13 protein-coding genes are annotated in these 14,370 nt (G+C 19.4%); 6 read left to right on the forward strand and 7 right to left on the reverse strand.

The features are described 5' to 3' along the window. Window positions 1–120: 120 nt before the first annotated feature. From alr to GJT80_RS00140, 5 genes are all read left to right on the forward strand, one after another. Window positions 121–1,194 carry an alanine racemase gene (gene alr, locus GJT80_RS00120; RefSeq protein ID WP_168867385.1) on the forward strand — a complete coding sequence of 358 codons (1,074 nt, stop codon included), beginning with the start codon at window positions 121–123 and terminating at the stop codon, window positions 1,192–1,194. A 121-nt stretch (window positions 1,195–1,315) separates the two neighbouring features. Then, window positions 1,316–3,175, forward strand: coding sequence for an ABC transporter ATP-binding protein (locus GJT80_RS00125; protein WP_168867386.1), 1,860 nt, complete (start codon window positions 1,316–1,318; stop codon window positions 3,173–3,175). Between the two features lie 12 nt (window positions 3,176–3,187). Continuing rightward, window positions 3,188–4,729, forward strand: a complete 1,542-nt coding sequence (gene gsiB / locus GJT80_RS00130) for a glutathione ABC transporter substrate-binding protein GsiB (RefSeq protein ID WP_168867387.1) — start codon at window positions 3,188–3,190, stop codon at window positions 4,727–4,729. Window positions 4,730–4,746: 17 nt separating this feature from the next. Next, entirely contained in the window at window positions 4,747–5,673 is a 927-nt protein-coding gene (locus tag GJT80_RS00135) for an ABC transporter permease subunit (protein ID WP_168867388.1), read from the forward strand. Between the two features lie 70 nt (window positions 5,674–5,743). After that, a complete protein-coding gene (locus GJT80_RS00140; RefSeq protein WP_168867389.1) occupies window positions 5,744–6,532 on the forward strand; it encodes an ABC transporter permease subunit in 789 nt (262 codons plus the stop codon). A 4-nt stretch (window positions 6,533–6,536) separates the two neighbouring features. Here the strand turns inward: GJT80_RS00140 and metG are convergent, their stop codons facing one another. From metG to ftsY, 6 genes are all read right to left on the reverse strand, one after another. After that, window positions 6,537–8,180 carry a methionine--tRNA ligase gene (gene metG, locus GJT80_RS00145; RefSeq protein ID WP_246208514.1) on the reverse strand — a complete coding sequence of 548 codons (1,644 nt, stop codon included), beginning with the start codon at window positions 8,178–8,180 and terminating at the stop codon, window positions 6,537–6,539. A gap of 112 nt (window positions 8,181–8,292) precedes the next feature. Next, window positions 8,293–8,823 carry a metal-dependent hydrolase gene (locus tag GJT80_RS00150; RefSeq protein ID WP_168867391.1) on the reverse strand — a complete coding sequence of 177 codons (531 nt, stop codon included), beginning with the start codon at window positions 8,821–8,823 and terminating at the stop codon, window positions 8,293–8,295. A 25-nt stretch (window positions 8,824–8,848) separates the two neighbouring features. Continuing rightward, window positions 8,849–10,792 carry an exoribonuclease II gene (locus GJT80_RS00155; protein ID WP_281349001.1) on the reverse strand — a complete coding sequence of 648 codons (1,944 nt, stop codon included), beginning with the start codon at window positions 10,790–10,792 and terminating at the stop codon, window positions 8,849–8,851. A 66-nt stretch (window positions 10,793–10,858) separates the two neighbouring features. Next, window positions 10,859–11,386 (reverse strand): single-stranded DNA-binding protein, encoded by a 528-nt coding sequence (ssb, locus tag GJT80_RS00160; protein WP_168867393.1) that lies wholly within the window; start codon window positions 11,384–11,386, stop codon window positions 10,859–10,861. A gap of 86 nt (window positions 11,387–11,472) precedes the next feature. Next, a complete protein-coding gene (gene rpoH, locus GJT80_RS00165) occupies window positions 11,473–12,339 on the reverse strand; it encodes an RNA polymerase sigma factor RpoH (protein ID WP_168867798.1) in 867 nt (288 codons plus the stop codon). A 49-nt stretch (window positions 12,340–12,388) separates the two neighbouring features. After that, window positions 12,389–13,354 carry a signal recognition particle-docking protein FtsY gene (ftsY, locus tag GJT80_RS00170; RefSeq protein WP_168867394.1) on the reverse strand — a complete coding sequence of 322 codons (966 nt, stop codon included), beginning with the start codon at window positions 13,352–13,354 and terminating at the stop codon, window positions 12,389–12,391. 176 nt (window positions 13,355–13,530) lie between these two features. On the opposite strand from ftsY, the gene rsmD reads away from it, so the two are divergent. Continuing rightward, complete coding sequence (gene rsmD / locus GJT80_RS00175) at window positions 13,531–14,106, forward strand: 16S rRNA (guanine(966)-N(2))-methyltransferase RsmD (protein WP_425482261.1); 576 nt, start codon at window positions 13,531–13,533, stop codon at window positions 14,104–14,106. Between the two features lie 5 nt (window positions 14,107–14,111). Here rsmD and GJT80_RS00180 read toward each other — a convergent pair whose 3' ends face one another. Further along, the gene (locus tag GJT80_RS00180; RefSeq protein WP_168867396.1) at window positions 14,112–14,369 is read right to left on the reverse strand and encodes a sulfurtransferase TusA family protein; all 258 of its coding nucleotides are present in this window, start codon (window positions 14,367–14,369) and stop codon (window positions 14,112–14,114) included. Between the last annotated feature and the right edge of the window lies 1 nt (window position 14,370).

Raw genomic sequence — 14,370 nt, forward strand, 5'->3', positions numbered from 1 at the left:
ATAACTATCTTGAAATCAAATTTCTTTTAATATAACATATATATTTGTGTTATTTAGATAAATTTAAAATTATAAATATAATAATTTTATTATTTTAATAAATTTTTAGAGATATTATTAATGACTAGACCTATTTTTGCTGTTATTAATACTAATGCATTAAAACATAATTTACAATTAATTAAAAAGATAGTATCTAAATCAAAAATTTGGTCAGTAATTAAAGCTGATGCATATGGACATGGTATTAAAAATGTTTGGAAAAGTTTAATACAAACAGATGGTTTTGCAGTATTAACTTTAGATGAAGCTATATTATTAAGAAAATATGGTTGTAATAAACCTATCTTATTATTAGAAGGTTTTTTTAAAATAAAAGATTTAGATATAATCTATAAATATAATTTTACAATTACAATACATAGTTATTGGCAATTAAATATGTTAATTTTAAATAAACCAAAATATCCTATTAATATATATATAAAAATTAATAGTGGAATGAATAGGTTAGGATTTAATATTAAAAATATTTCTAAAATAATAAATATTATTAAAATTATTAAAATAATAAATATTACTTTTATGGCACATTTTGCTAAAACATCTTATAAAGATTATAAAATAATTAATAATATTATTAATTATATAAATAATAATATAAATAAATATAATTTTTTACGTTCATTTGCTAATTCTGCTGCTATATTATGGCATCCACAAACACATTATGATTGGGTTAGACCTGGAATAATATTATATGGAGCATCTCCTACTGGTCATTGGAAAGATATAAAAAATAGTAAAATAATTCCTGTAATGACATTAAATAGTGAAATAATTAGTATACAAAAATTATTACCTGGAAATACTGTAGGATATAATAATTCATATTATACTAATAAACATCGTCGTATAGGAATTATAGCATGTGGTTATGCTGATGGATATCCAAGAAATATATCTAATAATACTCCAATACTAGTAGATGGACATATAACAAAAATTTTAGGTGATATTTCTATGGATATGATTGCAGTAGATTTAATAAATATTCCAAATGCAAATATTGGAAGTAAAGTAGAATTATGGGGAGAAAACATTAAAATAGACGATATTGCTCAATCAGCAAATACTATTGGTTATGAAATAATGTGTTCTTTATCTAAAAGAGTTCCTCTTATTATAAAATAGATAATTTTTAATAAAATTAATTTTTTTATTATAATATATGTTAATAAAAATTAATTTTTTATTTAAATATTTTAATAAGAAATATTTTATATTAACATTTTAGTACTATTTTAGAGGACATATGAATATTATTAGTGCATATAAAAATCAATGTGTACTGGAAGTAAAAAATCTTAGTGTTAGTTTATTAAATAAGAATAATTTCATTCAAATAATTCACGATATATCATTTAAGGTTCATTCAAATGAAATATTAGCTATGATTGGTGAATCAGGATCAGGTAAATCTATTACTTCATTATCTATAATACGTTTAATTGAATATTATGGTGGTAAAATTATTAATGGTAAAATTATTTTACATACAAAAAAAAATAAAGAAATAGATTTAATTAAATTAAAATTATTTAATTTATCTAAAATTAGAGGATCAGAAATCTCTATGATATTTCAAGATCCTTTTAGCAGTCTTAATCCTTTATTTAAAATAGGAGAACAAATAACAGAAGTAATTAGATTACATCAATGTAAAAGTTATACTAGTTCATTAAAAGAAGCTAAAAGAATGTTAGATTTAGTACAAGTTTCTAATATTAATAATATTATTAATTATTATCCTTATCAATTGTCAGGAGGAATGTTACAAAGAATATGTATTGCCATAGCTATATCATGTAATCCAACTATTTTAATTACAGATGAACCTACTACAGCTTTAGATACAATATTACAAAAACAATTATTAAAATTAATAAAAGATATTAAAAAAGAAAAAAATATAGGAATAATTTTTATTACACACAATTTAAGTTTAATTAATTTAATAGCAGATAAAGTTATTATTATGTATCAAGGTAAAATAGTAGAAAAATCTTCTGTACAAAAAATTTTAAATAATCCTAAACATAGTTATACAAAATACTTATTAAAAAATTATCCTAAATTTATTTTAAATAAAAATAAAAAATTTTTTTATACTATAAAATATAGTTCATTATATAATAAACATGCATCTAATAAAACTATAATTAAGAAAAATATACCACTTTTAAAAATAAAAAATATTATTACTCGTTTTAATATAAAAAAAAATATTTTTAATAAAACATCACATCAAATATATGCTGTAGAAAAAGTTTCTTTACATTTATATACAGGAGAAACATTATCTATTATTGGTGAATCTGGATGTGGTAAATCTACAATAATAAAATCTATTTTTAATTTAGTTAAAAGTAAAATTAAATTATTTTTACTTAATAATAAAAAAATAAATTTATCTAATCAAAAAGACTTATTATATATTAAAAAAAATATACAATGTATTTTTCAAAATTCGTATACATCTCTTAATCCAACAAAAACTATTGGCTATTCTATAATGGAACCATTATTAGTACATAACACATTACTAACATATAATAAACTAATAAAATATGTAAAATATTTACTTAAAAGTGTAGGATTAAATTCTGATTATATAAATTATTATCCTAAAGAACTTTCTGGTGGACAGCGTCAAAGAATTTGTATAGCTAGAGCATTAGCTATTAAACCAAAAATTATAATAGCAGATGAATCATTTTCATCTTTAGATATTATATTACAATCTAAAATATTTAATTTAATACTTGAATTACAAAAAAAATTTAATATATCATTTATAATAATATCTCATGATATTACAATGATAAAGCGTATTAGTCATCGCATAGCAATAATGTATTTAGGTCAAATTATAGAAATTGGTCCTTCAAAATTAATTTTTGAAAACCCACAACATAATTATACTAAAAAATTAATATTATCTACATTTAATATGAATATTAAAAAAAAACAATATTCTAATATATTATTATCTTCTGATAATATTATAAAAAATAATATTTTTCCTATCGGAACTATATTACCAAAAAAAAAATTCATTCAAGTAGGTAAAGATCATTATATAATGCAAGAATCTAATAATATTTTAAATTAAGGTAAATAAATAATGATTTTAAATCATAATATTAAATATATATTATTTTTTATTTTTTTTATATTTAGTAATACAGTATTTGCTAAAACAAAAAATATAATAATAGCAATTGGTTCAGATATAACTACTTTAGAACCATATGATGCAAATGATACATTATCACAAAATATTGCTAAATCATTTTATCAAGGATTATTTGAATTTGATAAAAATATGAATATAAAAAATGTATTAGCAAAAAATTATAAAATGGAAAAATCTGGATATATTTGGATTATTTATTTAAAATCTGGTATTAAATTTCATGATAATACTAATTTTAATGCTAATTCAGTAAAAATTAATTTTGATCGTTTTAAAAATAAAAAAAATAATTTTAAAAGATATAGTTTATTTAATATTATTGATCATATTGTAGTTTTAAATAATTTAACAGTAAAATTTTTTTTAAAACAACCAATTTCTTCATTTATTAATATTTTAGCACATCCAGCTTCAGTAATAGTATCACCTAGTGCTATCAATAAATATGGTAAAAATATTAAATTTCATCCTGTTGGAACAGGACCATACATTTTTATAGAATGGTCTCAAAAAGAATATTTAAAAGTTAAAAAATGGAATAAATTTTGGAAAAAAAATTATCCTAAATTAGATAGTATTACTTGGTTATCAATATTGGATAATAATAGTAGAGTAATAATGTTAAAAAATGGTGAAGTAGATTTTGCTTTTCCTATCTCTTATGAACACATCAAATTCTTAAAAAATAAATCTTATAACATTAAAATATCCATAATTACTTCAATTATGCAAAGATATATTAGTTTCAATATTACTAAACCCCCTTTTAATAATTTAAAAGTTAGAAAAGCAATTAATTATGCTATTAATCGTGATACTTTAGTTAAAGTAGCTTTTTCTGGACATGCTATACCATCTTATGGTATTATTTCTCCTTTAATAAAATATTCAATAAGTTATCCAGCTATAAAATATAATATTAAAAAATCAAAAAAACTTTTAAAACAAGCTGGATATCCTAACGGTTTTAATACTATATTATGGGCATCACATAATAATATTACGTCATTAAAAGTATTACAAATTATTCAACAACAATTATTATTAGTTGGTATTCATGTAAAAATATTTGCTTTAAATACAGAACAAAGAGTTACACAAGTTGAATCTAAAAATAAAAAAAATAGTGAATTATTAATGTTATATACAGGATGGTCACCTTCTACAGGAGAAGTTAATTGGGCTTTAAGTCCATTATTTGCAACATCATCTTTTCCTCCAGAATTATTTAACACATCTTTTTATAGTAATAGAATTGTGGATACAACATTAATAAATGCTAATAAAATTAGTAATACAAAGATTAAAAAGAAACTATATAAAAAAATACAAGATATTATTTGGTATGATAAACCATGGGCTCCATTAGTAGTAGAAAAATTAATTTGTGCTTATAAAAAAAATATAATTAATTTTTTTATACAACCTGATGGAGGTTTTGATTTTAATGAAGCTGATAAAATATATTAATTAAAATATTAAAATTTATGTTAATATTTATACTTAAAAAATTTATAGAAACAATTATTTTAATATTTATAATTATTTCTATTGTATTTATAATATCCCATATATTGCCAGGTGATCCAGTTAGTCTAATGAGTAATACTGAAGTTAGTAATATTACTATTAAAAATATTCGTAACGAATTAGGATTAGATCAAAGTTTAATTAAACAATTTATATGTTTTTTAAAAAATATTATACATGGAAATTTAGGTTATTCATTTGTTTCTAAAAAGCCCGTGTTAGAAGAAATTTCACAAAAATTTTTAAATACATTTTTTTTAACAATAGTAAGTATTATGATAGGATCTATTATTGGTATTTTCTTAGGAATATTGAGTTGTATAAAAAATAATAGTTATATTGATAATATAATAAATATGTTTAGTATTGCAGGAATATCATTACCTTCTTTTATAATTGGATTATTATTAATAGAATTTTTTTCCATAAAACATAATTTTATTTCAATTTATAATAATAATTATTGTGCATATATTTTACCTTCTATTACTCTTAGTATTATTGTTATATCAATTATTATTAGAATTACTAAAATATCTTTAATGAATATTATTCAAGAAAATTATATTTATAGTGCTAGAGCTAATGGTATTAGTGAATGGACAATTTTTACAAAGTATGCATTACGTAATGCTATGATTCCAATAATTACAATGATTGGTTTACAATTTGGATTTTTATTGAATGGATCTATTACAATAGAAATAATTTTTAATTTACCAGGAATGGGTAAATTATTATTAGATGCAGTAGAAATGAGAGATTATCCTATAATACAAGCTTCAATAATATTATTTACAATAGAATTTGTTATTATTAATCTAATTTTAGATTTTATCTATAAACTAATTAATCCTAAACTTAATAATAGATTTATTATATAATAATATATATAAATTTAATTAATATATTCAGGTTTTTTTATTAATGAAAAAATTCAATTTTAGTTTTATCATGTCTATTCTATTTGTTATATTACTTATTTTTATATCTATATTCCATTCATTAATTACACCTTTTGATCCTCAAACTTATTTAGATGCTGCACATTTTAATCAAGGTCCTAGTAAATTACATTGGTTTGGATTAGATTCTTTAGGAAGAGATATATTTAGCAGAATATTATTCGGAACTCATATTACACTTTTAACTAGTATAATTTCTGTAATTATAGGAGCTATAATTGGATCTTTTTTAGGATTATTCACTGGATATTACCAAAATAATTTTGATATTTTAATTATGAGAATATGTGATATATTACTTGCATTACCTAGTATATTATTAGCTATAACAATATCAACATTTATTAAAAATGGAATTTTAAATATAATTTGTTCTTTATCCATTATGAATATTCCAATTTTTATTAGATTAGTAAGAAGTAATACTTTAATGATAAAAAATCAAGATTTTATTTTAGCATCCCGATGTATTGGATTATCTAATGCTAAAATAATTTTTTATCAAATTTTTCCTCTTGTCATTAATTCTATTATAATATATTCTACTATGAGAATAGGAACTGCTATTATTACCGTTTCGAGTTTATCTTTTTTAGGTTTAGGTATACACCCACCAACTCCTGAATGGGGTTCAATGATAAATGAATCTAGATTTGAAATACTAACAGCACCACATTTAATTATTTTTCCTAGCTTAGCTATATTTATAACTGTTTTATCGTTTAATATTATAAGTGATAATATTAAACTTTTTATAAATTTAAATAAAAAATATTAATTTATTATTTAGATGATTTTATTAATTTTTTTAAATCATTAATATCAATTCTTTTAAATAAAATTTTAAATTGTTTTATTTCACTACCTATAAGTGGATGATGTAAATCATAAAAATTTAATTTTTTTTTTAGGAAAATTTCACTATTTTTAGATAGTGTAGGCATAATTGGTTTTATATAAGTCATAATTACACGAAACATATTAATACCCATAGAACAAATATTTTGTATCTTTAAATCTTTAATATCTTTTTTAGCTAATAACCAAGGTTTTTTATCATCAATATAACGATTAGCAATATCTGCTAATTTTAAAATTTCTTTTACTACATGACTAAATTGTAAATTTATAAAATAATTATGGATAATATCTGATTGTTTAATAAAATTTAAATATAATTTATTATCAATATGATCTGATAATTTATTATTAAAAAAATTATTTATAAAATATGATGTGCGAGATGCTAAATTTACTATTTTATTAACAATACTATTATTAATTTTAATTATAAAATCATCTAAATTGAGATCAATATCATTTGTATTTAAAGATAATTTTGAAGCATAATAAAAACGTAAACTATCAGAATCTACATATTTTAACCAATTTTTTGCAGTAATAAATGTACTCTTTGATTTAGACATTTTGTTACCATTTAATGTTACATGACCATGGACAAATAATTTTGTAGGTTTTCTAAAATTACTTCCTTCTAAAATAGCAGGCCAAAATAAACTATGAAAATAAACTATATCTTTTCCTATAAAATGATATAATTCTGTTGTGGAATTAATATTCCACCACTCATTAAAATTTAATTTTTTATTTTTGTTACATAAATTTTTAAAAGTACTAATGTATCCAATAGGAGCATCTAACCACACATAAAAATATTTATTTATTGTATCTGGTATTTTAAAACCAAAATATGGTGCATCTCTAGTTATATCCCATAACTTTAGTCCAGATAAAAACCATTCTTTAACTTTATGTTCTACTGATTTTTGTAAAACTCCTGAACTAATCCATTTTTTTATTTTATTAGTAAATTGAGGTAAATCAAAAAAATAATGTTCGGTAGTACGTAATTTTGGGATTGTATTAGATAAAATAGAAATAGGATCGATTAAATCGACACTATTATAAGTTGATCCACAAACTTCACAATTATCACCATATTGGTTTAAAGATTTACATTCTGGACATGTACCTTTTACAAACCTATCTGGTAAAAATAAATGATAATTATTATCAAATAATTGACTAATTATTTTTTTTTTTATAAAAAAATTTTTTTTTAAACGTAAATAAATAAAATTAGATATTAAACGATTTTCATCACTATGAGTAGTATGATAGTTATCATAACTAATATTAAAATTTTTAAAATCTGATATATGTTGTTTATATATCTGAGTAATCATTTTTTCTGGAGTAATATTTAATTCTTTAGATTTTAACATAATAGCAGTACCATGCGCATCATCTGCACATATAAAATATATTTCTTCATTAGAATAATATAATTTATTATATCTTACCCAAATATCTGCTTGGATGTGTTCTAACATATGTCCTAAATGAATAGGACCATTAGCATATGGTAAAGCACAAGTAACTAATATTTTTTTTTTATATTTCATCATAATTTTATAAATAAAATAAAAAATTTTCACATCTTAACTTAAAATAATATCATTTTATTTTTATAAAATATAGTAAGTAAATAATAAATTTGTTTAAAATTAAATTAAATTAATGAGATACATTATTATATAATTTTATAATAAAATTATTTCCTATAGGAAATAATAAATATAAAGATATTATTAATAATAAATAACAAAAAATTTCTTCTTTAAAAAAATTATTTTGTATAATTGGTAACGAAAATTTTTTTTTGTACGGCCATAATAATGGAACTCCATATGGAGTTAACATATCGGACAATATATGACTTAAATAACCTATTATAAATCCTATTTTTATATCAATAGGAATAATATTCAAACTATAATTATTTAAAATAAATATAATAATAATTAAAGATAATAAACTATGAGTAAATCCTCGATGACCAAATAATTTAGATATTATATTTGAAAATATTTTTATTTTGTTTCCTAAAATAGATTTAGGATGATCAATATCTGGTAATAAACATGTAATTATTGATGCAGGAATTATATGCCACCAATCATATTGTATGATATACCTATGTAAAATAAAATGTTGAACTAAAATACTACTAGATATAGCAAAAATTATATGTCCTTTAAATTTCATTTAAATATCCTAAAATTAACTTATTCTATTTTGCTAATTTAACAATTATATTATATGTATCAATATTTATTTCTTTGATAATGACTTTAATTATATCATATAATTTATATGTTAATTTATTTTTGATATAAATTAAACCTTTTTCTGAATTAATATTAATTTCATTAATAATTGGATATAAAAATTTTTTAGGTATAAAAGCATATGCACCATTTTTCATTAAACGAACACGTATTCCAATATATAATATATCAATTATTTTAGAAATAAAAATTTCTTTTGTACAAATACTATTTTTTAAATATTTATAATATAACCAAGAAGATAAATCTTTTGAAGCTTGTTTATTTAAATATTTCATTTTATTCATTAAAAAAAATATTTTATTCGGAGGTTTATTTACTTTTTCTTTTTTAATTATAGACTTTAATAATCTATGATTAATTATATCTCCAAATTTACGAATAGGAGAAGTCCAAGTAGCATAACATTTAACTCCTAAATAAAAATGTGGTGCAGGATTTACATGAAACATCGTTATTAATTGATATTTTTTTAAACGTTGTTTTAATAATTGTAAATTTAAATTTTGTAATTTATCATTTATTTCTTTAAATCCTTTTAAATTTATTAAAAATGATGCATTACATTCAATATTATATTTTTTTAATAAAGATATTACTTTATTTATTTTATTATAATTAAAACCATTATTTATATTATAAACTCCAAAACCTAATTGTTTTTTTAAAATTTTTGCTGCACATATATTAGCTGCTATCATTGTTTCTTCAATAATTTTATGTGCAATACGTTTTTCTTCCATTATTATATCTAATATTTTTCCTTTATTATTAAATATAAATTTATAATCTATATTATTAAATAATAATGCATTTTTATGCTTCCATTTAATACGGTATTTATAAAATTTATATAATAATAATATTTGTTGTTTAACATCATTATTTATTGGATTCCAATTTCCTATATTTTCTAACCAATTAGATACATTATAATAATTTAATTTAGATTTTGATTGTATCCAAGCTACAGAAAAATTTATTTTTTCTGATAAAATGCCATGATTATTAATTTGCATTTTACATATTAATGCTGATCTAGTTTGATTAGGATTTAAAGAACATAAATTTTCTGATAAAAATTTAGGTAATAAAGGAACAGTAAAACCAGGTAAATAATTAGTAAACATACGTTTTAATGCAATTTTATCTAATTCACTATTTTCTGATATATAAGATGTAGGATCAGCAATTGCTACATAAATAATTAATTTTTTTTCAGATATTTCTTTTATAAAGATAGCATCATCTATTTCTTTAGTATCATTATTATCTATTGTAATAAAACATAAATCTGTAAGATTTTCTCTATATAAATTTTTATCTATATGTATATTTTTACATAAATCATCACTTGGTGGATTAATTTCAAGATTATATTTAGAAAGTATTGACCACCATGGAATTAAATAATTATTATTTTTAGTTATATATTCTAAAATTTCTGCAATAAAAATATTTTTTTGTGTTTTTAAAGGATGATTAACTATAGTTGCAATTACTTTTTCTTTACATTGAAAAATATGTTTAACATTTTTTTTAGGATAACATTTTATAATTATATTATGTAAAATTTTATTTTCTGGTATAATAAATAATTTATTGTTATTTATTTGTATATTACCTATAAAAAAATTTATTGAGGATTTTATCAACTTAATAGGAATAGCCACTAATTTATCATTAATATATTTAATATTAGCAATTACATAATCTTCATGAATTACATGTTTTATATATAAATTAGATATCTCATATATTTGATTTGATTCTGTTTCTAAAATACCAGAATTTTTATTAAAAATTTTAATAATTCCTTTAACTAAAAAAGATTTATTAGAAAAGTTTTTTTTTAGCAAAAATAATAATTTATTATTATGTAGCATAAGATAAAATCTTTTAATTATTTTAATAATATAAAAATAATTTTATTATTAAATACATTTTTATAATTAAAATGGAATATCATCTTCAAAATCAATAATATTTTCATTTTTATCAGATAATAATGATTGGTTATTTTCTTTATTTATTAAATTAATATCTGTTTTTGAATCCCAATGATTATGCTCTAATTTATTATTTTCATTGTTAGTTGGTTTTTTATTAATTATATTTTCATTTTGACGATTATTACCTAACATTTGCATAGTACCACCTACACTAACTATAATTTCAGTAATATAGTGATTTTGTCCGTTTTGATCTTGCCATTTTCTTGTTTGTAAAGATCCTTCTATATATATTTGAGATCCTTTTCGTAAATACTCATTAGCAATTTCTGCTAACTTTCCAAAAATGACAATTCTATGCCATTCTGTTTTTTCTTTATTTTCCTTAGTTTGTTTATCTTTCCAATTTTCTGACGTAGCCATTATAATATTAACAACAGCATTACCATTTGGCATATAACGAATTTCAGGATCTTTTCCTAAATTACCTATTAAAATAACTTTATTAATACCTCTTTTACTAGACATAATATATTCCTTTTTAATTTATAGATAAATAATTAATTATTAATATATTTATATAGTTTTAAAAAATTTATTTAAAATTAATTAAATTAATAATGTTCTATCGATAAACGTAATTTTTTCATAGCATTTTTTTCTAATTGACGAATTCTTTCAGCAGAAATACCATAATAATTAGCTAATTCTTGTAATGTAGTTTTATTTTTATTTTTATTTAACCAACGAGAATATATTATATTTCTACTACGTTGATCTAATTTTAATATAGCATTTGATAATTTATGTGAAATATGATCTTTCCAATTATTTTGTTCAATATCATAAGCAAAATTAGATTGTTTATCTTGAAGATAATATGTAGAATTAGTATTTTTACTATTTTTAATACTATTTTTAATCGGAAAATCAAATGTCATATCTTGTGCCGACATTCTTGATTCCATCTCTTTTACATCTTTAATTGATACTCCTAATGCTTGAGCTACCATATTAATTTCTTCTATATTAAACCAACCTAATCTTTGTTTAGCTTTACGTAAATTAAAAAATAATTTTCTTTGTGCTTTAGTTGTTGCTACTTTTACTATACGCCAATTTTTTAATACATACTCATGTATTTCTGCTTTTATCCAATGAACAGCAAAAGAAACTAAACGAACTCCTATTTCAGGATTAAATCTTCGAACAGCTTTCATTAAACCAATATTACCTTCTTGTATAAGATCAGCTAATTGTAATCCATAACCAGAATATTTTTTAGCTACATGAACAACAAAACGTAAATGAGATAAAATTAATTTTTTTGCTGATATAATATCACCTTTATAAAATAATTTATTTGATAATTCTTTTTCTTCTTTAGAAGTCAGCATAGGCCATATATTAGTTATATATATATATGACTCTAAAGTTCCTAACGGAGTTATAGATGATGTTAACATCATATCTTTAATCATCATATCCTCTTAAAATTTTTAACATAATTTAGATTTTTTTTAATAAATTTTAATTTTTATAAAAAATAGCATTAATAAAATCTTTAGCATTAAATGAATGTAAATTAGTAATTTTTTCTCCAGAACCAATATATCTTATCGGAATACCAAATTCATTAGCTAAAGAAAAAATAATTCCTCCTTTAGCTGTTCCATCAATTTTAGTAATAGTAATACCTGTAACTCCAATACTATCATGAAATACTTTTAATTGATTAATAGAATTTTGTCCAATATTAGCATCTAATATTAACATAATTTCATCAGGAGATTGATTATTTATTTTTTTAATTACACGAATAATTTTTTTTAATTCTTCTATTAAATTTAAATTATTATGTAATCTACCTGCTGTATCTGCTATTAATATATCAATATTTTTATTTTTAGCTTTATAAAAAGCATCAAAAATTACAGATGCACTATCTTTATTTTTACAGTTACTTATAATACAACTATGACTTTTATTACTCCAAAAAGTTAATTGTTTATCAGCACCAGCTCGAAAAGTATCTCCGGATGCTAAAAGAACTGACTTATTTTTTTTATAAAAATAATAAGCCAATTTCCCTATAGTAGTTGTTTTACCAACACCATTTACACCAATAATTAAAATTATAAATGGTTTTTTATTTTTAATAATTAATGGACGTTCTACAGGAATTAATATATTTAACATTTCTTGTTTTATATAATCATATAATAAAAAAGAACTTTTTAAGTTTTTTTTCTTTGCGTATTTAGATACTAAATTAATAATTTTTTTAGTTGTTTTTAATCCTACATCAGCAGTAATTAAAGTTTTTGTTAAAGAATTAAATAATTTTTCATCTATAATATTTTTATTACTAAAAATATTAATAATTTCCTTACTTATATTTCGACTAGTTTTTAATAAACTATTTTTTAAATAACTAAAAAATCCTTGTTTTTTTTTAATTTTTATAGAAGAAATAGATATTTTATTTTGTGTCATAATATTTTATTGTATATATAATATATAATTATTAAATTGATAATTTTATAATTTTATTTTTATAAAAGATATTTAATATTAAGTATAATAAATATTATTCAATTAATATATACAAAATAATGATATAAATTTATTAATAAACATTATTTATTAATAAATTTAAACATTATAAAAAAATTAATATTACTGATATGAACAAAATAAATATAATTTCAGGAAAATGGAAAGGTAAAAAAATATATGTAATTCAAGATAAAAATTTAAGACCTACAATGAATTTTATTCGTGAAAATTTATTTAATTGGTTATCTAAAAATATATATATGTTAAAATGTTTAGATTGTTATGCTGGAACTGGTGCACTTAGTTTTGAAGCTTTATCAAGAAATGCTTTATCTTCTACCTTAATAGAAAATAATTTTAAAATTTTTCAACAATTAAAAAAAAATTCTATTCTATTGCAAACTAAAAAAGTAATATTAATTTATAAAAATACTTTAAATTATTTATCTAAACATGGGAATCAATATGATTTAGTTTTTATAGATCCCCCATTTTCTAAAAATAACATATTAATTAAAAAAACTTGTTTTTTATTAGAAAATAATCATTGGTTAAAAAATAATGCATTAATTTATCTTGAATATAAAAAAGATAGTACAAAAATTATATTACCAAAAAATTGGTTTTTATATCGTAAAAAAAAATTAAGTATTGTGAATTATGAATTATATAAAAGAAATTATATTTAATAAAATTATTTGTTATAATTTTTTATTACGAATAAATAAGGAATTGAATTCATTTTTTTTTTAATAATTTTATATTTCATAAATAAACAAAATTGTTTTATATCTAAATAAACTAAGTTATTATCAGCTATAATAAGTAAAGTTTGATTTTTAATCATATTATAAGTACTTTTTTTAATCATTATTAATGTTTCAGGACAATGTAAACCTTTTATATTTAAAATATAAGTAGGATTACTATAAAATTTTTTTAATTCCAACATA

The sequence above is a fragment of the Enterobacteriaceae endosymbiont of Plateumaris braccata genome (assembly GCF_012563325.1).
Classification (GTDB): domain Bacteria; phylum Pseudomonadota; class Gammaproteobacteria; order Enterobacterales; family Enterobacteriaceae.

Excerpts from the sequence above, each read along its gene's own strand:
- GJT80_RS00180 (WP_168867396.1), bottom strand. The coding sequence starts at position 14,369 with ATGTTGGAATTAAAAAAATTTTATAGTAATCCTACTTATATTTTAAAT.
- GJT80_RS00140 (WP_168867389.1), top strand. The coding sequence starts at position 5,744 with ATGTCTATTCTATTTGTTATATTACTTATTTTTATATCTATATTCCAT.
- metG (WP_246208514.1), bottom strand. The coding sequence starts at position 8,180 with ATGAAATATAAAAAAAAAATATTAGTTACTTGTGCTTTACCATATGCT.
- ftsY (WP_168867394.1), bottom strand. The coding sequence starts at position 13,354 with ATGACACAAAATAAAATATCTATTTCTTCTATAAAAATTAAAAAAAAA.
- GJT80_RS00155 (WP_281349001.1), bottom strand. The coding sequence starts at position 10,792 with ATGCTACATAATAATAAATTATTATTTTTGCTAAAAAAAAACTTTTCT.
- gsiB (WP_168867387.1), top strand. The coding sequence starts at position 3,188 with ATGATTTTAAATCATAATATTAAATATATATTATTTTTTATTTTTTTT.
- GJT80_RS00150 (WP_168867391.1), bottom strand. The coding sequence starts at position 8,823 with ATGAAATTTAAAGGACATATAATTTTTGCTATATCTAGTAGTATTTTA.
- ssb (WP_168867393.1), bottom strand. The coding sequence starts at position 11,386 with ATGTCTAGTAAAAGAGGTATTAATAAAGTTATTTTAATAGGTAATTTA.
- alr (WP_168867385.1), top strand. The coding sequence starts at position 121 with ATGACTAGACCTATTTTTGCTGTTATTAATACTAATGCATTAAAACAT.
- GJT80_RS00125 (WP_168867386.1), top strand. The coding sequence starts at position 1,316 with ATGAATATTATTAGTGCATATAAAAATCAATGTGTACTGGAAGTAAAA.
- rpoH (WP_168867798.1), bottom strand. The coding sequence starts at position 12,339 with ATGATTAAAGATATGATGTTAACATCATCTATAACTCCGTTAGGAACT.
- GJT80_RS00135 (WP_168867388.1), top strand. The coding sequence starts at position 4,747 with ATGTTAATATTTATACTTAAAAAATTTATAGAAACAATTATTTTAATA.